Annotated in this window: 15 protein-coding genes and 1 pseudogene; 5 read left to right on the top strand and 11 right to left on the bottom strand. The window is 67.2% G+C overall.

Annotated elements, in window-relative coordinates; translation table 11 throughout:
- The first annotated feature begins 548 nt into the window (after nucleotides 1-548).
- The 4 genes from ACFWWQ_RS12575 to ACFWWQ_RS12590 all read left to right on the top strand — a co-directional run bounded on the left by ACFWWQ_RS12575 (nucleotide 549) and on the right by ACFWWQ_RS12590 (nucleotide 4,911).
- Entirely contained in the window at nucleotides 549-1,295 is a 747-nt protein-coding gene (locus tag ACFWWQ_RS12575; RefSeq protein ID WP_384594456.1) for an IclR family transcriptional regulator, read from the top strand.
- Between the two features lie 176 nt (nucleotides 1,296-1,471).
- The gene (gene hutG / locus ACFWWQ_RS12580) at nucleotides 1,472-2,500 is read left to right on the top strand and encodes a formimidoylglutamase (RefSeq protein ID WP_384594459.1); all 1,029 of its coding nucleotides are present in this window, start codon (nucleotides 1,472-1,474) and stop codon (nucleotides 2,498-2,500) included.
- A 168-nt stretch (nucleotides 2,501-2,668) separates the two neighbouring features.
- The gene (locus tag ACFWWQ_RS12585; protein WP_384594462.1) at nucleotides 2,669-4,180 is read left to right on the top strand and encodes an ABC transporter substrate-binding protein/permease; all 1,512 of its coding nucleotides are present in this window, start codon (nucleotides 2,669-2,671) and stop codon (nucleotides 4,178-4,180) included.
- Nucleotides 4,180-4,911: an amino acid ABC transporter ATP-binding protein gene (locus ACFWWQ_RS12590; protein ID WP_143943544.1), complete on the top strand. Its 732-nt coding sequence runs from the start codon at nucleotides 4,180-4,182 to the stop codon at nucleotides 4,909-4,911. Before ACFWWQ_RS12585 ends, ACFWWQ_RS12590 begins: the two co-directional genes overlap by 1 nt.
- On the opposite strand, the pseudogene ACFWWQ_RS12595 reads toward ACFWWQ_RS12590, so the two are convergent.
- The 4 genes and pseudogenes from ACFWWQ_RS12595 to ACFWWQ_RS12610 all read right to left on the bottom strand — a co-directional run.
- Nucleotides 4,886-5,038 (bottom strand): annotated as a pseudogene (locus ACFWWQ_RS12595) (IS1380 family transposase); the annotation flags it as partial. The gene ACFWWQ_RS12590 and the pseudogene ACFWWQ_RS12595 overlap by 26 nt on opposite strands.
- A 61-nt stretch (nucleotides 5,039-5,099) precedes the next feature.
- The gene (locus tag ACFWWQ_RS12600) at nucleotides 5,100-6,035 is read right to left on the bottom strand and encodes a hypothetical protein (protein WP_384594466.1); all 936 of its coding nucleotides are present in this window, start codon (nucleotides 6,033-6,035) and stop codon (nucleotides 5,100-5,102) included.
- Between the two features lie 19 nt (nucleotides 6,036-6,054).
- A complete protein-coding gene (locus ACFWWQ_RS12605) occupies nucleotides 6,055-6,423 on the bottom strand; it encodes a hypothetical protein (protein WP_384594469.1) in 369 nt (122 codons plus the stop codon).
- A 1-nt stretch (nucleotide 6,424) separates the two neighbouring features.
- A complete protein-coding gene (locus ACFWWQ_RS12610; RefSeq protein WP_384594472.1) occupies nucleotides 6,425-7,150 on the bottom strand; it encodes a tyrosine-type recombinase/integrase in 726 nt (241 codons plus the stop codon).
- Between the two features lie 733 nt (nucleotides 7,151-7,883).
- Here ACFWWQ_RS12610 and ACFWWQ_RS12615 point away from each other — a divergent pair.
- Nucleotides 7,884-8,894, top strand: coding sequence for an aldo/keto reductase (locus ACFWWQ_RS12615; RefSeq protein WP_384594475.1), 1,011 nt, complete (start codon nucleotides 7,884-7,886; stop codon nucleotides 8,892-8,894).
- Between the two features lie 6 nt (nucleotides 8,895-8,900).
- On the opposite strand, the gene ACFWWQ_RS12620 is transcribed toward ACFWWQ_RS12615, so the two are convergent.
- From ACFWWQ_RS12620 to ACFWWQ_RS12650, 7 genes are all read right to left on the bottom strand, one after another.
- Nucleotides 8,901-9,083, bottom strand: a complete 183-nt coding sequence (locus ACFWWQ_RS12620) for a hypothetical protein (protein ID WP_384594478.1) — start codon at nucleotides 9,081-9,083, stop codon at nucleotides 8,901-8,903.
- Nucleotides 9,084-9,121: 38 nt separating this feature from the next.
- The gene (locus ACFWWQ_RS12625; protein ID WP_384594481.1) at nucleotides 9,122-11,374 is read right to left on the bottom strand and encodes a tyrosine-type recombinase/integrase; all 2,253 of its coding nucleotides are present in this window, start codon (nucleotides 11,372-11,374) and stop codon (nucleotides 9,122-9,124) included.
- Nucleotides 11,375-11,792: 418 nt separating this feature from the next.
- Nucleotides 11,793-12,401: an AAA family ATPase gene (locus ACFWWQ_RS12630; RefSeq protein ID WP_384594484.1), complete on the bottom strand. Its 609-nt coding sequence runs from the start codon at nucleotides 12,399-12,401 to the stop codon at nucleotides 11,793-11,795.
- Nucleotides 12,401-14,839, bottom strand: a complete 2,439-nt coding sequence (locus ACFWWQ_RS12635; protein ID WP_384594487.1) for a site-specific integrase — start codon at nucleotides 14,837-14,839, stop codon at nucleotides 12,401-12,403. Before ACFWWQ_RS12635 ends, ACFWWQ_RS12630 begins: the two co-directional genes overlap by 1 nt.
- Complete coding sequence (locus ACFWWQ_RS12640; protein ID WP_384594490.1) at nucleotides 14,826-15,188, bottom strand: helix-turn-helix domain-containing protein; 363 nt, start codon at nucleotides 15,186-15,188, stop codon at nucleotides 14,826-14,828. Before ACFWWQ_RS12640 ends, ACFWWQ_RS12635 begins: the two co-directional genes overlap by 14 nt.
- 16 nt (nucleotides 15,189-15,204) lie before the next feature.
- Nucleotides 15,205-16,308: a tyrosine-type recombinase/integrase gene (locus ACFWWQ_RS12645; RefSeq protein ID WP_384594493.1), complete on the bottom strand. Its 1,104-nt coding sequence runs from the start codon at nucleotides 16,306-16,308 to the stop codon at nucleotides 15,205-15,207.
- 65 nt (nucleotides 16,309-16,373) lie between these two features.
- Complete coding sequence (locus tag ACFWWQ_RS12650) at nucleotides 16,374-17,267, bottom strand: tyrosine-type recombinase/integrase (RefSeq protein ID WP_384594496.1); 894 nt, start codon at nucleotides 17,265-17,267, stop codon at nucleotides 16,374-16,376.
- Nucleotides 17,268-17,290: the final 23 nt, after the last annotated feature.

Here is a 17,290-nt window from a genome sequence, read left to right on the forward strand (position 1 = left end):
CTGCTCACCCTGTCCGCCCGCGACGAGTGGGCGCTCGCCGAGGCCGCCCGGGGGTACGCCGGGCGCCGCGACACCTCCCACCCCCGCGCACAGCCCCGCAGCATCGCAACCCCCCGCGCCCGCCCCCGCACCTGGGGCTCCCGCCTCGCTCGCGTATCCGCGGGGGTCGGATGTTCATGCACGCGATGTCGTGCTCAACGACGCCGCTGCGCGCCGGTCACCCCGGGCCCGTGACGGCGCCGGGAGCAGGCGGCTCTCCTGCGCGGTGAAGGCCCGCGTTCGGTCAGCGCGGCGGCCTCCAGCAATCAGTTCGCGGAAGAGGCGGGTGGCGACCCGAAACCGGTTCGCATTCGGCCTGTTCAGGTCCTGAATGCATATCGTCGCCGAGGTTGGCGCGTTTTAATCTCTGATACTTAGACGCAAATTAAGATGAAATGGGGTACAAGCCTCATGAGGGTGCGGGTACTTCCCACTGATCGACAGGGAAATTCCCGTCCAGTGGGTGGAAGGCCCTTGCGTGGCTGAAACGCAGCACTAATGTTCGGCAGGTGACATCGAGAAAGACCGCTCAGGGACCGGGCCACCGCACCGGCGCGATCTTGGTCGCGCTTGCCGAGCAGACGACGGTGACCGCCCAGGATCTGTCTCGGTGTACCGCGATTCCCATCAGCGCGGTCTACCGGCACTTGAACCATCTCGTGCAGCTCGGCCTCGTCAGTCCCACCCGCACCCGCGGCCGGTACTGCGCCGGCTCTCTCGCCGTACAGATGGCCGAGAACTACCGTCGCGAGACGCTCAGCGGCGGCGAGGTGAAGCGCCGACTGACCCGGCTGGCCGCCGACACCCAGGAGCTGGCTGCCCTCCTCGTCCCCAGTGGCCATCACGTGCTGTGCGTCGAGGCCGCCGAGGGGTCGCGGGTGATCAAGTGCAGCTTCTCCCCGGGCCTGACCAAGCCGCTGACCTTCGGAGCCAGCGCGCAGGCGATACTCGCCCACCTTCCCGACGAGCGCGTCGCCGCGGTCAGCGAGGCCCACCGGCTCACCGCCGAACGCGTCGCGGCGCTCCAACTGGAACTCAAACGCGTCCGCGACCGCGGGTACGCCGTGAGCACCGGGGCCGTCGACGAGGGCGTCTGGGGCGTCAGCGTGCCCGTCTTCGACCGGCTCGGCCAGGTGACCGGAACCGTCAGCACCATGGCGCCCGAATTCCGGGTGCGCCGCAACCATCAGACGCTGCTCACCCTTACCCACGCCGCGGCTCAGGACATCAGTCGCTTCGACGAACTCCAGTCATGACGCCCGACCTGCCCACGCCCCGCGCCGGTTCCCGCTGCGTGCCCGCGCCGCACGCCACCGGCTGACGCGATCCAGCGTCCTGCCCTGCATCACATCACCGTCATGAGTTCGGACTGCACACCATGAACACGCACCCCAGCACCGCCACGGTTGCGCCCTCAGCCAACGAATGGGCCATGGAGACGACTTCCGCCAACGTGTCAGCCACGGTCGCAACCCCCGACGTGACCGCCCGCCCCGCTTGGGCCGGCCGTGTCGACGGTATCGGCCCGGCGCACAGACGCTGGCATTCCGCGGTCAACGCGGACGACGCCACCACCCCAGGCGCGGCCGTGATCGGCTTCCGCAGCGATGAAGGGGTGCGCCGCAACGGAGGCCGCCAGGGCGCTGCCGACGGCCCGGGGGAGATCCGCCGGGCCCTGGCCTCCAAGGCCCTGGACGCCGGTATCGTCGTCCACGACGCGGGTGACGTCATGGTCGTGGGAGACGATCTGGAGGACGGCCACGACCGGCTCGCCGCCGCCGTCTCCTCCCTGGTCCGCGCCGGACATACCCCACTGGTGCTGGGCGGCGGTCACGAGACCGCGTACGGCTCCTACCAGGGGCTCGCCAACAGCGGTGCCCTGGACGGGCGGCGGCTCGGGATCCTCAACCTCGACGCGCACTTCGATCTGCGCGAGGCATCACGCGCCACCTCCGGCACCCCCTTCCGGCAGATTGCCGGCCTTGAGGCCGACCGCGGCGCGCCCTTCACGTACGCGGTGGTGGGCATCAGCGAGCCGAGCAACACTGCCGCCCTCTTCGACGCCGCGAATGCCCTGAACGTGGTGTACCGGACGGACGAAGAGTGCCAGGAGCGCCATCTTTCCGACGTGCTCGCCTTCGTGGCGCACTTCGTCGACTCTGTCGACGTCCTGCACCTGAGCATTGACCTCGATGTGCTACCCGCCGCGTCCGCCCCCGGCGTCAGTGCGCCCGCCTCGGTCGGCGTACCACCGACCGTCATCGTCGAGATCTGCAAGGTGGTCGCCGCCAGCCCGAAACTCACGCTGGTGGACGTCGTCGAACTGAACCCGGCCTACGACATTGACTACCGCACCGCCGGGCTCGCCGCCCGGCTCGTCCACACCCTCACCGTCGGCTCCCACCGCGCCCGGAGCCGCGCCACCGCGCCCACCGGTCCGGACGCCGTCGCCGCCGGCTGACCCAGCAGTCCCACATCCCGGCGGCAGCCCACCGGGCGCCGCGTACGGACCGGCCCCAACAGAGACCAGCACGTCCCGAACGCCCGTGCGCCCACCTGGCTCGCGGCAAACCGGAAGAGTCGCAGCACCCGTAGATCCGTCCCGCATACAGGTCCAATGGAGTTGAACATGGTAAGAGCACCCATAGGACGAAGGGTCATGGCCGTCCTGGCCGGGCTCCTCTCGTCCGTTCTTCTGCTGGTCGGCGCCTTGCCCGCCGCCGCCGATCAGGGGGGCAAGGAGGCTCAGAAGGAGGGTACCCAGAAGCTCGACCGTCTCCGCTCCGGCCAGGCGACCCTGCGAGTGGGTACCGACGCGACGTTCCCGCCCTTCGAGTTCACCGACGCCAAGGGCGGCAAGATCGGCTTCGACGTCGAGTTGGTCCGGGAACTGGCCAAGCGTGTGGGCATCAGGAAGGTCACGTTCACGCAGATGCCGTTCGGCAACATCGTCCCGGCGCTGCAGGCCCACCAGATTGACGTCGGCGCCTCGGCGATCTACATCAGTGACGAGCGGGCCAAGGTCGTGGACTTCACGGATGTCTACTACCCCGGCGGCCTTGCGATGTTTGTCTCCGACCACAACAACTCGGTGCACACGCTGAACGACCTGGCCGGTAAGAAGGTCGCGGTGCAGGTCGGCACCAAGTCTGTGGAGTGGCTCAAGGAGCACCAGCCCCGCGCCCAGCTCGTGACCGTGCAGACCAACGAGCAGATGTTCTCCTCCGTGAAGCTCGGCCAGGCCGACGCCGTCGTCACCGGCGCGCCAGGCGGTCGATACTTCATCGCCCAGCAAGGCGGCCTGAAGCAGGTCGGCAAGCGGTTGACCGGCGAGAACTACGGATACGCGTTCCCGAAGTCGGATTCCGCGGTGACCACCGCGTTCGACTCCGCGCTCAAGGACATGAAGACCGATGGCTCGTACGCGAAGCTGACCGGCAAGTGGTTCGCTGCCAAGGGTGGCGCCAAGGCCCAGAAGGACCACCCGCTCCTCAACCCCGCGACGATCGTGGACTCCTGGGATCAGATCTGGCACGGCCTTCTGGTCAGCATCATGGTCATTCTGCTGTCGCTCTGCCTCAGCCTGACCCTCGGCATGCTCGGCGGCCTCGCCAAGCTCAGCAAGATCCTTCCGGTGCGCTGGCTGGGCAACGCCTACGTCTCCGTGATCCGCGGCACCCCGTTTGTCGTCCAGCTGTTCTTCATCTACTTCGGCCTGCCCCAGCTCGGACTGCAACTGCCACCCATGGTCGCCGGCGTGTTCGCCCTCGGCCTCTACAGCGGCTCCTACGTCACCGAGATCTTCCGCGGCGCCGTGCAGGCGGTGGACCGCGGCCAGATCGAGGCCGCCCGTTCTTGCGGCATGTCCCACGGTGCGGCCATGCGCTATGTCGTCGTCCCCCAGGCGTTCCTGCGAATGCTGCCCCCGCTGGGCAACGAGTTCGTGTCGCTGACCAAGAACTCCGCGCTGGTCTCCTTCATCACCATCGGTGAACTCTTCCTCGTCGGCCAGACGATCATCTCCCGCACGTTCGACGCGCTGACCGTCTACCTGTTCATCGGCCTCCTCTACTACGTCCTGACCAACCTCATCGGATCCGCGACCCAGGCGATCGAGAAGAAGATGGCGGTGTATGTCTGATGGCACTCCTGGAAACCCACGGCATCACCAAGGCGTATGGCGACCACGAGGTGCTGCGCGGCATCGACTTCACCGTCGAGCCGGGCCAGGTCGTCGCCGTCATCGGCCCCAGCGGCGGCGGCAAGTCGACCTTCCTGCGCTGCCTGAACCTGCTTGAGACGCCGACTACGGGGCGTGTCGTCTTCGCCGGCGACGAGCTCAGTGCGACGCAGTCCAACCTCAACCAGCTGCGTGCCCGTATGGGTATGGTCTTCCAGCAGTTCAACCTGTTCCCGCACATGACCGCGCTGCGCAACGTCGTGCTGCCGCAGATGAATGTGCTCGGGCGCAGCCGCGAGGAGGCCGAGAAGCGCGGCCGCGCCTTGCTCGGACGGGTCGGCATGAGCCACCGGGCGGACGTCTTCCCCAACCGGCTCTCTGGAGGCCAGAAGCAGCGCGTCGCCATCGCACGGGCTGTGGCCATGGACCCGCAGCTGATGCTCTTTGATGAACCCACGTCCGCGCTGGATCCTGAGGTAGTCCACGACGTCCTCGAGGTCATGAGCGGTCTGGCCAAGGACGGCATGACCATGGTCGTGGTCACACACGAGATGGGATTCGCGCGGAAGGTTGCCGACCGCGTCGTATTCATCGACGGCGGCCGGATCGCCGCGGACCTGCCGCCCGAGGAGTTCTTCTCGCCGGCCAACGACAACGACCGCATCAAGGCATTCCTGGCCAAGGTCCTTTAGCCTCGAAGTTTCGTGACGGTCCGCCGACGAAGTCGGTGGACCGTTTTCGCGCTGCGGTGCGGATCAGGGTCTGCCGCCCGCGCCGGTACTTCTTCGGGAGCTGGGCCAGGGCCAGCTGGGCGGCGGTGTCAACAGGGCCCTCAGCACGTCCTATCGTTGCAGGTCAAGGGTACTTTCCGTGTTTCTGATCAGCCTATGGACAGGCCGCCTCGTGAAAGCGCGAGGTTAAGGATGGTGTTGGTGCCGATCACCCCGCGGTTCGCACCGATGCGGCGCTGGAACAGAAACGGCAAAGGTGTGCTCCAGAGTTTGTCGTGCGGGTCGTAGCGGCTGACCAGCGGGATCGGTTGTCCGTCGCGGGTGTGGCGGCGGATGAGGCAGGCGATAACGTGGAACAGCTCGGGCGACATGGGGATGACGCGCTCGCGGTCCGTCTTGGACGGTGCGATGACCAGCAGGCCGACGACTTCGCCGCTGGGGCGCTGGTATTGCCGGATGCTGAGGTGGCTGAGCTCGCACAACTCCTCGATACGGATGCCGGAGTGCCGCAGCACCTCGATGCTGGCCCAGTCCCAGAACGCCGTCTCCTCATCGGTCGTGATGTGGATGAGCCGGCCGGTTGCATCGTCGGTGACCTTGATGGGCGGAGTTTCGTGGCGTGCGATCTTTCGGTCGGACTCGGTCACGGTCCGCCGGTAGGTCCTGCCGTCCAAGACGAAGCTGACGCCATCAGGTGTGCTCGTCGCCTGTTCCAGCAGTCTGCGGGCGTGGTCGTAGCGGTTCTGGACGTGCTCGGCGAGGACCGGCAGAAGAGGCTGGCGCCGGCGGGTTCGGTCAGCCGTGCGCTCATCGTGGCGGCGCCGGCGCTTGCCCAGACCTCGTAGTTCTCCGGGCGGGATGGGGCAGGGGACGACCCAGCGGGCCCATCGTTCGGGTTCCTGCGCGGCCCAGGTGTGCAGGTCGAGGTAGAGGCTGCGGACGGTGATGATGATGTCGTCCTGTCGCCGGCGGGGCTTGCCGTCGTCCCGGACGGTGATCGCTTGGCGCCAGGCTGCATAGGTCTCCGAGGTGAGGCGCAGGTCGGCTTGGGCGGGGTTGATCTGCTCGACCTTGCGCCAGAACATCGATCCCAGCTGCCGGTGTTCAGATCCCGGCCGAAGCCGAGCTCCTGGCCGAGGTCGCTGGAGTTGACGCCGCCGGGCGCGATCGGGCAGGCGTCCCAGCGTTCTTGCCAGGTGGCTCCCGGAAGGAACTCAGGTAGTCGAGCATCGTCCGTGTCACCTGGACCCGCTTGCTGAGGGTGTTGGCGGACATCTCTCCGATGTCGCGTACGACTTCAGCGATGCTCTGCGCGGACGCCGTGCTCAGATCCCCGTGAGGCCGAGGGAGGGTGGCCGCGACCGCGGGTGCCGCATCCAGGGAGCCGGAGACGAAGCGGCTGGGAAAGCTCAGTTCCTTGTCGGCGTACTCGTGTCGATGCGTGCGGCCCGTGGCCGGCAGGGAGGTCGTCATCTCAGGTACCGAACACCGCCGCGATGTCGGACGGGTCGTAGCCGACCGCGTAGTGGGTGGGTGTGCGCGGCTTGGCGTAGTGCGCGGCCATCACGTCGAAGAGTGCCTCGACGCGGACGGTCAGGTACCGGTTGGTGGTCTGGATGTTTGCGTGCCGAAGTACGGCCTGGACCTCTTCCCGCTTGAGCGTGCCGCCGTTGGCCATGCGGTAGGCGGCGGTGTGCCGCATGTCGTGCAGCGACCAGTCCGTCCCGAGCTTGGCGTTGGCCCGCTGGATGACTCGTCGCATCGCCCAGTAGCTCAGTGGCCGGTTCCGTCCGTGCCGGGTCCGCCAGACCGGCTCGCCTGGTGGAGGAGTGCCGCGCTGATCAAGGTAGCTGGCCAGCCTCTGGAACGCTGCCGGGGAAGCGGGCACCGCCTCGCGGGCGCGGGTGCCCTTGGAGATGACGTAGATCTTCTGGCCGGACCAGTCGATGTCCTCCAGGCCCACCCCGAGGAGTTCTTCCGCCCTTGCGCCGCTGGAGACGTAGAAGTCGAGCAGAGCCCGGTCGCGCTCGCAGCCCATGGCGGCGAACAGCTCGTCCCAGAGCAGGTCCGGGATGGACCGCGGCGGCCGGTCGGCGACCTTCTGCCGAAGCCGGGCCCTGCCCAGTACGGGCGCGGGTTCCAGGGGGCTGCGGTGGCCGAGCACCCGCCGGCGCTGTGGCGAGGCCGGGACTGGGTTCACGACCGGTCCTCGGCCTTGATGCCCGTGGAACTCGTAGAACCCGCTGACGACCGACAACGCATGGTTGATCGTTCGGGGTGCGTACCCCGGGCCGAGACTCGCCTTGCCTGTAGGGATATTCACGGCTACCGCCGCGCTGCTCTGGGGCGAGCGCCGCTGACGCTGGGGATTGCGGGCCGACCGAAGCCATCCCGGAAGGACTGCGACTTCGGCCTCCGTCGCCTTCTCCCATGCCGTGCCCAGCAGCCATAGACCTGTTAACTGCACCATGTCCCAGTCGTGGCCCAGGCGGATCGTCTGGGTCTTTTCAGGGGTGTGGTGTGGTGGAGGACGTGAGAGGTGCCCTGATGACGGGGAAGCGCTCGGTTCCCGAGGTCGGCGCTGTGGTCACGGGGCGACGCCCGACCTTCCGTTCGTCGTAGTGGATGCTGACGGCTGCGAGGTCGAGCCGGTCAGTGTCTACTTGCGGGATCTGATGCTGGGGGACGTCAGCCCGCTGACCTGCCGGAGTTACGGGTTCGGACTTTCTCTGAACTAAGAGATGCCGCGGGTAGGGGCGCCGTCGCGAGCGCCGCGATACCGCCGCCCGGTTTGTTACTCGCTACCACTGGGTTCTCTGGTATGTCTGGCCGAAACGGTCGAAATCAGACAGGGCGCACATGCCACACGCCTCCGAATTCCGGACCGAGACGTATTTGCGTGAGAGCGCACTCCAACTCCTAGGTTCGGAAGCATGCGATACATCAAACTCGGAACGACCGGACTGGAAGTCTCCGCCATCACCCTCGGCTGTATGAGCTTCGGCGAGCCGGACCGGGGCGGCGAGCCCTGGTCGCTGGGCGCGGACGCCAGCCGGGACATCATCAAGCAGGCCCTCGAGGGCGGCGTCAACTTCCTCGACACGGCCAATGGGTACAGCGCCGGAAGCAGCGAGGAGATTGTCGGTCAGGCGGTCAAGGACTTCACCCGGCGCGAGGAGGTTGTTCTCTCCACCAAGGTCTGGATGCGGATGCGCCCCGGCCCGAACGGCGCGGGGCTGTCCCGCAAAGCGATCTTCGCCGAGCTCGATGCCTCCCTGAAGCGACTGGGGACCGACTACATCGACCTGTACCAGATCCACCGCTGGGACTACGACACTCCGATCGAGGAAACCCTCGAGGCGCTGCACGACGCGGTCAAGTCCGGGAAGGTCCGCTACATCGGAGCCTCTTCCATGTACGCCTGGCAGTTCGCCAAGGCCCTGTACCTGGCTGATCTGAACGGCTGGACCCGGTTCGTGTCGATGCAGGACCACTACAACCTCATCCACCGGGAAGCAGAGCGGGAGATGATCCCGCTCTGCGCCGACCAGGGCATCGGCGTGATCCCGTGGAGCCCGCTGGCGCGGGGCAGGCTGACGCGGGCCCGGGACACCGCCACGGCGCGTGCCGAGACCGACCCGGGCGGCAAGATCCTCTACCGCGACGAGGACCAGTCGGTGGCCGAGCGTGTCCACGAGATCGCGGGCAAGCGGGGTCTGTCCCCGGCCCAGGTCGCCCTGGCCTGGGTCATGCGCAACCCGGCGGTGACCTCGCCCATCGTCGGGGTCACCAAGCCGGCCCAGCTGGCCGACGCGGTCGCCGCGGTGGACGTCGAACTCGACGAAGACGAGGCCGCCTACTTGGAGGAGCCCTACCAGCCGCACGAGGCCGCCTACCTGGAGGAGTCCTTCTACAAGCGGCAGCCTGTGGCGGGCTCCCGGTAGTCCGGGCTACCGCCGGGCCTTCGACGAGTCCGTGGCTCCGGCCTTCACAGCCCTGTGGTCGGCCCGGCAGTGCTTGCGGGCGGTCGCGCGCAACTGCATGATCCGCGCGCTGCCCGCCAGTGCGGTGAGCAGGATGCTCCACCGCGACCAGCAGCAGGGCCACGCGCAGCGGAGCGTGCCCGTGGGCATCGAAGTAGCTGACGTCCACCGATTGCTCCTGAGTTTGGTCAGTTGGTTAAACTTGATGGCCCTCCTGCCGTACTGATCCGTGTCGCGATCTGGCTGAAGCTGGGCATGCCGAGATCGATCACTTGGTGTTGACGGACCTGCTCTGCGTCAAGCTGGGTGATCTTCTCCTCTGCGCTGGCCAGGCTGACTTGCAGTCCCTCGATCTCACCGAGCCATCCCTCCTGTTCGGCTTCGGTGATTCGGGCAATCAGGTTGTCGCGAATCTCGACGAGACGGTGTCTCTGAGCCGGATCCGGCCGGAGCATGGAGCATCGAATGCACGCGTGTTCGTGGATGCAGGGAGTGCCGAATGCGCGAGCGCAGATTCCGATCGAGAGTTTGCGTCGCTCGAAGTGCCCGAGGAAGGCGTCCCATTCCTCGTTGGTCGGGGTTCGGTACTCCTCGCTGGGACGTAGTGCTCGGCGTCGTGCGATGAACGCTCGACGGGCCTCGATCGCCTCGCTGGGGTAGATGGCGTTGTATCCCATGGTTGTGTTGATGTTGGTGTGCCCCGCGATGACCTGCGCGATGTGCGGGGGAAGGCCGCTGCGGATGGCGTCGGTGATGAAGATCCGCCGGAAGTCATGGGGCGAGAAATCCAAGGGCTGCCCGGCCGAGTCGGTGAGATTCGTGGACGCCAGTACTTCCTGGAGGGCTTCGCGCAGGAACTTGGGTGAGAGGCGGGAGCTCTCGCCACTGCGGCGCCACTGGAAGAGCAGTGGCATCTGGGGGTTCCAGGTCTTCTCAGCCATGTCATAGCTGGAGACGTAGGGGACGGCACCGGTGCGCGGTTCGCGAATACGGGCGATGATCGCGCTCAGTACGTCGGCGAGTTCTGGACTGACCAGGATGACACGTTCCTCGTCAGTTTTGGAGGGCGCAATCTGCAGGAGGGGGACAATCTCGCCGGTCGTGGGCAGCCTGTATTGGATCAGGCTGTGATGGCTGGCCTCCAGCATTTCCTCGATGCGAACTCCGGTGTGCTGAAGAAACTCGACCATTGCCCAGGCCCAGAACGCGCGGCTCTCCGCGAGGCCCAGGTCGATGCGCCGGCCGGTGGTCATGTTCACTGCCCAGGTCGTTCCGTCCTTCGCTGCTCGCGTGAAGGTGTCGCCCGCGAAGGTGAATTGGTCGCCTGGTGAGGTGTCCATCAGGGTCTGGAGTCGGGCTTTGGCCTCGTTCAGGCATGATGAAGCCGCTCGGGCGACGGCCGGCAGAGCTGGGAGCCGTTCCCGCGTCCGGTGGTCCATCCGGGCTTTGCGCCGCTTGTTGTCCTTCACGACGGCGACATCTGCGTCCTTGATCGGGCTCGGCACCGCCCACGGCCCCCAGCGCGCTGGCTCGTCGATGGCCCACTGGGCGATGTCGAGATAGAACGCCCGGACAGAGATCATGATGCTGGCGATGTTGACGCGCGCGGTCACCACTTCACGCACTGTGCCGTCTGGCTGGCGGCGCCGTTCGATGCGGGTCCGGCATCTCTGCTTCCAGGCCGCGCTCACCTCGGGTGCCAGGTGGAGGGAATCGATTCCCGGATGATGCTGTTCCAGGTCGCCCCAGAAGTTGCTGGCCAAGTGCCGGGACAAATTGTTCAGGGACGTGTAGTCGAGACCGGGCTGCCGCTCTTTGAGGTAGTCCACCAAAAGATCTCTGATGGGGCGGCAGCGGACGCCGAAGCGGTCGATGAGCTGTTCCATCGACACCTGCCCGCTGGTGTTGGCCAGGTAGCGCAGCGAGCTGGGTGCTTCTGCAGGGAGGGTGCCCAACTCCTTTAGCCAGGCATAGAAGAGGGTGTAGCCGGTGGATCTGTCGTTCGCTGCTTTGAGCGCGGCGAGATACTCCACACCGTCGCCGACGGTGATGTCGGCCAAGGTGCCGCCCTTGGCGGCAACGATCTTGACCAGGGCGTGCAGGGCATGGCGCCCGACGTTGGAGGACCACGTGGCAGGTTCGATCACCGCCTCAAGCTGGGCGAATCCTTCCGGGTCACGGGTAGGGATGAGCCCGATCCGAAGGCTGGTCATGTTGGCCGAGGTTCGCGAAAGCAGCCAGGGGAGGGCCGGCCTGATGACGTCTGCGCAGATCAGACTCAGCAGCCCGCCGGACAAGGTCTGCCGTTGCGAGGGGCCGGCGGCGGTTCCGATCCAGCCGGGTGCCAGCCGCGCCCAGTCGTTGCCAGGAGGCGTGCTGGCGGGGCTGGCGTTCCACCGCTGCTGCCAAGTGGCCCCCGGGAAGGTGCCCAGCCACTGCAAGATCTGGCGAGCTCCGCGGGTCCGGGCTCGGTGGTGCCTCACGTCCGCCGGCCGCAAGGGAGGCTGCTGCAGACGAGTCAGGATGTCGGCCTGCGTGTCTGCCGTGGCCGCCCATTTGTCCTCGGCAGGTCTGGGCGGGAAACGCAGGGCGACGGCCCTCAAGGCTTCCCCGGCCAGGCTCAGGGACGTGGGAGGTGCGACATGCGTCGCGACGGACATCGTCTCTGCAAGTGTCACCAGGCAGTCCCGAAGAGGTTGTTGAGGGATTCAGGGTTGTAACCGGCCGCTGGAGGCGGGGGAACCCGCTCCGCGGCGTTGGTCCGGCGGGCATGGTGTGCTCGAACGTGTTCGATCACCTCGTCCCGGTCGACCGGTAACGGTGCAGTCGGGTATTGGAACTCCCGGAATGCCTGCTGGATCAAGCTGTTGGCTCCCCGATGCGGGCCTCGGTCCAGGCGCGTGCAAGGATCTCGTCCACAGTCTCGGCGGGAGTCTGAAACGACGTGTCGATCCAGAGGCCGAGGTGTGCGGTCTCCTCGCGAAGGGTCTTGTCGAGCATGTGGACGGTCAGCGTGTCGTAGGCGTTCTTGGTTCTGACGGCCTCGCGCTGCAGGACGGTGTCGGGTTCCGGCGCGAGGACGACGACCAGCAGCGGAGTGCTGTGGATCTGCGCGACGGTCTGGGCGAGGTGCTCGCCGAGGATGACGTCTTGTGCGACCACGGTGAAGCCGGCTCGGAAGTAGTCGTCGCTGGTGTGTGCGGTCATCTGGTGACGGAACCGCAACTGGCGGATGGCCTCGTCACTGGGGGCGGAGGTCATGTCGGCGCGGCCGTTGACCACCATGCGGCGGAACTGGTCGCCGCGCACGTGCACGGAGCGCGGCAGCCGCTCGGCCAGTGCCTGCGCGACCGTCGATTTTCCAGAAGCCTGGATGCCGGTGATGAGGATGATCGCCTGTTCGAGCTGCGGGAATTCGGGACTGCCGTGCTCGTCCGCGTTCGACGATGCCTTCGGACTGCTGGTCATCATGGCCCTTCTGAACGGGGTGGTTGCGGGCGCCGATTGGCGACGTCGGCGGCGTAGGTGGCCCAGTCGCCGGCGGCGGCTCGCTGCCATTTGACGGCGACGGTGATGTCGATGCCGAGGGTGCAGGCGAGGACCGCGGCGGGCAGCTCGGTGGCGAGCTGGAACAACGCAGTTGAGCGTGCTTCCGCGAGCCGGATGCCGAGTTTGCGCAGCCGTTCGCCCATGGCCCAGGCGCTGATCGGGCGGCCGGGCTGGCCACCGGGGAAGAGCCAGGGCGAGTCTGTCCGGCCGAGGACGGCATGGCTGCGGCGAACCTCGACCTGTTGGAGGGCCAGTTCAGCGACGGGTGCGGGCAGCTCGACCGGGACGGCGCCGAGACGGATGCGGACGCCTCCGTCCGTCTCCTCGATGTGGTCGACGGTGAGACGGGAGATCGCAGCGGGCGACTGGGCATAGAGGAGCAACAGCAGGCCGGCGAGGCGGTCTTCGGGCTTGAGGGCGTCGTCGTGCAGCAGGCGTCGGGCGGTGGCCCAGCGGGCCTCGTCGTCCATCGGCTGGGAGGGGCCGTTCCATCGCTCGGCCGGGAAGGTGAGATCGCGGGCGATCTTCTGGGCCAGGGCCCAGCGCACGAAGTGGCCTGCCTCCTGGCGAAGACAGGCGTCGTCGCTGGTCGTCCAGCGTTCGAGGTCGGCCTGCTGGCAGGTGGCAAGGGTCAAGTTCTGGCCTTCGAGCCAGTTCAGGAGGTAGACGCCCGCCCGCAGGTGCTGCCGCGCGACCTGAAGCTGGTAGTACGTGGTCTCCTTGCCGCGGCTGCGACGGCGAAGCCGGCGCAGGAGGTGCCAAGTCGCGTACCGGTGCAGGATTTTCCGTCCCTCGGCCGTCGCATGGGAGGAGACAAGGTCCTTGACGTGTCGTTCGAGACGGACCATCTGCTCGTCCCGCTTGGGCAGGGCGGCGCTGGCGACGAGGACGCTGCGGATGTGTTCGACGACCTTGCCTTCGGGGAGTTCGTCCAGGGCTTCGTGGGTGAGGGGGCGGTTGCCGGAACCGAGGTCGGACAGGACGGTGGAGACGATGCCGCCGGAGAGCCAGCGCAGTGCGGTGGAGGCTCGTTCGGTGCTGGCCAGGGCCTCATGGAGGGCTTGAAGCTTCGGGGGTATGAAGCCCGAGCCGTTGGCGAGGAGCTCGTGGAGCCGCTGCCTGAGCGTGCAGCGAGGGCACGGACCAGAGGATCGCAGTCGTTCTGCTTCCCCGCAGGTGGGACAAGGGCGCCAGAGCTCGGCGTCCGGCGCGGTGCAGGGGCCGCAGATGGGGGCTTCGGCGGTGCCGGAGTGGATGTTCCGGAGCCTCCCGCAGGAGGTGCAGCGTGCTTGACGTCTGTCGCAGCCGCCGTAACGGGGCAGACCGGTCAGACGGGAGTGGGTGCCATCTGCGGTGCGACCGCAGATGGAGCAGACCAGGATGGGCAGGGGGCAACAGTTGGGGCAGAGAGGGCCGGCGGAGGTGCGGTTCTGTACTCGTCGGCGTTTGCCGCAGCCGATGCAGACCTCGACGTTCGTCGGGTCGGTGACCAGGCAATTCGGACACAGCGGCCGCCCCTCGGCGTCGCGGATGGCTGGCTCGCGCCGGGCTCCGCAGCGTACGCATTCTTCGATGCGGGACTTGGCGATGCAGTTGCGGCAGACCCGCTGCCCATCCAGCGGCTTGTCGATGCGGACCACCCGGCGGCAGCGGGGGCAGGCGGGCCGGACGATCCCGGCGACGCCTGCCTCAAGCAGAAGGTCGATGAACTTGAGGATGGCGCGGTGCGGCGACAGATGGCCCTCCCCGGTCAGCAGTCGGGGGTTCTCTTCCAGGGCCCAGACCAGTCGCTGCCGATAGTGGGGACGGTGGGGTGCCGTGCGACGGAGGGCTTCGGCGATCACCTCGTGGTCGCCGCCAGGGGCGATCATGGTGATCAGTTCGTGGACGACCGTGACGGGATCACGGTCGTCGGTGTCGGGACACATCTTGCAGCGAGGCAGGCCCTTGCGGTCCCGGAAGCCGACACGCCGGACGTTCCCGCAGGCCGTGCATTCAGCGGTCTCCTGTCCGCAGACCGAGCAGTACCAGTCCTGGCCCTGGCGCTGGAAGGTTCGCAGGTGCTTGCCGCACTCGACGCAGACCGGCGCCGCGACCGCTGAGGTGCCGGCCTTGCGGAGCTCGATGAGCAGGTCACCGATGGCTCGGGGCGCTGGGGACCGGCCGTCGGTCAGAACGGCGGGCCGCATCGCCAGGGCTTCCGCCAGGCGCCGTGACTTCGCGCGGCCGCCCGCGACCGCGGTGCCCACGGCCCGGATGGTCTCGGTGTCGAGTTCCTTCTCAACGTCGACGACGAGCTCGACGATCAGACCGATCGGGTCCGCGACGGCACGGGCAAGATGGTCAGCGGTGGTCATGCCCGGTCGACCCCTTGATCCGGGCCCGCTTTGGCCGCAGCCCGCCGAGTCCTTCCGAACCGGATGCCGTGCCGCCGCCGACGGCTGCCTTCTTCGGCTTCTTCACAGCCCCGGCGGTCGCGATGGGCTCGATGACGTCGTCCATGGTGCAGTCGAGGATGTCGAGCAAGGCCATGAGGATCTTCAGGCTCAGCCGCTCCGGTCGCTCGACGACGAGCCGGTAGACCTGGCTCGACGACAGGCTGATGCCGCGTTCGGCGAGCGGAGGGATGAGGTCGGTGGTGGAGAACATCCCGCGGTCGGCCATAACTTTGCGCAGGTGCCAGTGGTAGTCGAGCTTGGCGGCCATCTCCGGATCCCTCCTGTCAGGCCCCGGCGAATGCCGGCGCCAGTGCCTTGTGCAGGGAAGTGTTCATGAAGTCGTCGCTGACGTGCGTGTAGATGGCCAGGGAACTGTCGCACTCATGGCCAACCTGCTGCTGGATGAACCGCCGGTCCACCCCGTCCTCGGTCAGATGCGTGACGTACGAATGGCGAAGTCCGTGCGGGGTCAACTCTTTGTGCAGCCCCAGGGCATCCCGGTATGCCTCGAAACGGTCGTTGATCGACCCGGGCTGCAAGCGGCCCCCACGCTCGGTGATCCACAGGGCCGGGTGGTCGGGAAACCCGAAGCGGGGCCGGACGTTCTCGACGTAGTCGGCGACAGCTTCGACGGCCCAGTCCATCACCGACAGCACGTTCCGCCGCCGCGGCTGTTGGCCCTTCTTCGCCTTGCCGTAACGGACGTTGAGCGTGCCGTACCGGCCGAACTGCCGGGCCTGCGGGTTCCGTCCGAAGTCGACCACATCGAGCTTGGACGTCTCGGTCCGCCGAAGCCCCCACCCGTAGATGACCTTGAAAAGTGTGGCGTCCCGGTAGGCGGCGAGGGCCCCCTTGCGCTTCGACTTCACGGCGCGAACGACCTGGTCGTCCGCATAGTCGAGGAAACGCTGCAGCTCTTCCCTGGAGAACGGCCTCGCCTCCGGATCGCCTTCGTAATTCTGCAGGTGAGGGAGGGTATTCCACTCGTGACAGATCGCCACCGGAAAGGTGCCGAACGCTTCTTCGCATGCCGGGCCCCAGCCGTATCGGGCGTCGATGAGGAGGTCGGTGAACAGTCGAACCGTGCCCTGGTAGCTGCGGATCGTGGACGGCGCCAGATGTTTCTCGCTCGTCAATGATGCCGACCACTCGTCCAGGTGGGCCGGCGTCCACTGCCACGGGTAGTCGTTCGCGAACTCAAGGAAGCGGCGGACCAGCCGTTCCCTGGGGGCGATCGTCTCGTCCTTCAGCCCGCGCGACTTCTGCTGAGCTCGCCAGCCCCGCAGCATCGCATCGAACATCGCGTCCTCGGGACGCAACTGGACCACCCCGGAGACGAGCTCCATACGGGCGGACCCCGCCAGGGCCACCTTCTGCTTATGCACCACTCCAGACCCTCCCTTCTGGAGAGCAGATCATGCATCAAGCGGGATCACCTCGGCAACATGCCTGCTCAGGCTGCCAGTTCGCGGTAGCGCTGGAGGCCGTCGAGCCCCCGCCGCAAGCTGGTGACCTGCGACTTCTCGCCCGTCTGATGCAATTCCCGAGGGTTGACGTATCGCATCGTCGTGGCGATCCAGGAATGCCCCAGAACCTCCTGAATTGCGAGCAGGTCCAGCCCGTTTCCATAGAGCTGGGACGCGCAGAAATGCCGCAGGACATGCGGCGTCAACTTGTTCGTCCACCTCGGAAGATGAGCCTCGACCGCGTTGTCGAGTCCGTTACGCAAGGCGTCGTCGCCAACCCGGCGCGCCGAGCCATCGGTGTTCTTGCGCTCGGAGGGGAACAGAGGGGCGCCAGGGCGGGTGTGGTCGTCGTCGAACTGGCCCCGGACATCCTCAATGAACCACCGCAGCGTGCGGTCGGCGCCGTTGATCAGCGGCACCATCCGCTCGCGTGGGCCCGAGCCGCGGGCGCCCTTGCCGTGGCGGACATGGAGCTTGCCGAAGCGGCCCAGGTCCCACTTGATGTCGGCCAAGTCGAGCTTGCATGCCTCGCTCACCCGTAGGCCGACCTGGGACATCAGCTTCGAGGCGGTGTAGTTCCTGGCGGTAGGGGCGAACTTGCGGCAGGTGGCCAGGTCGCCGCCCCAGTCTGCGAACAGGGTTCCGACCTCCGGCTCGGTCGGCGGGATCCGTAGCTGGGCGTCCTTGGCCCCGCGCGGTCGGTTCATCTCGTCGATCGGGCACTCGACGACCCGGCCGGTCATCCGGTGGAGTTCGACCTTGTGCCGCAGCTCCAAGAACATGAAGTACGTCGTCAGCGCCTGCGACCGGGCCAGCCGGGTACCGCTCGGCGAACCACGCAGCACCTTCCCGAAGTACGCGTCGGCGTCGGCGGGCTCCATGTCCCATAGGGGTCGGCCGAACC

Source organism: Streptomyces sp. NPDC059080, from assembly GCF_042739975.1.
In the GTDB taxonomy this organism is placed as follows: domain Bacteria; phylum Actinomycetota; class Actinomycetes; order Streptomycetales; family Streptomycetaceae; genus Streptomyces; species Streptomyces benahoarensis.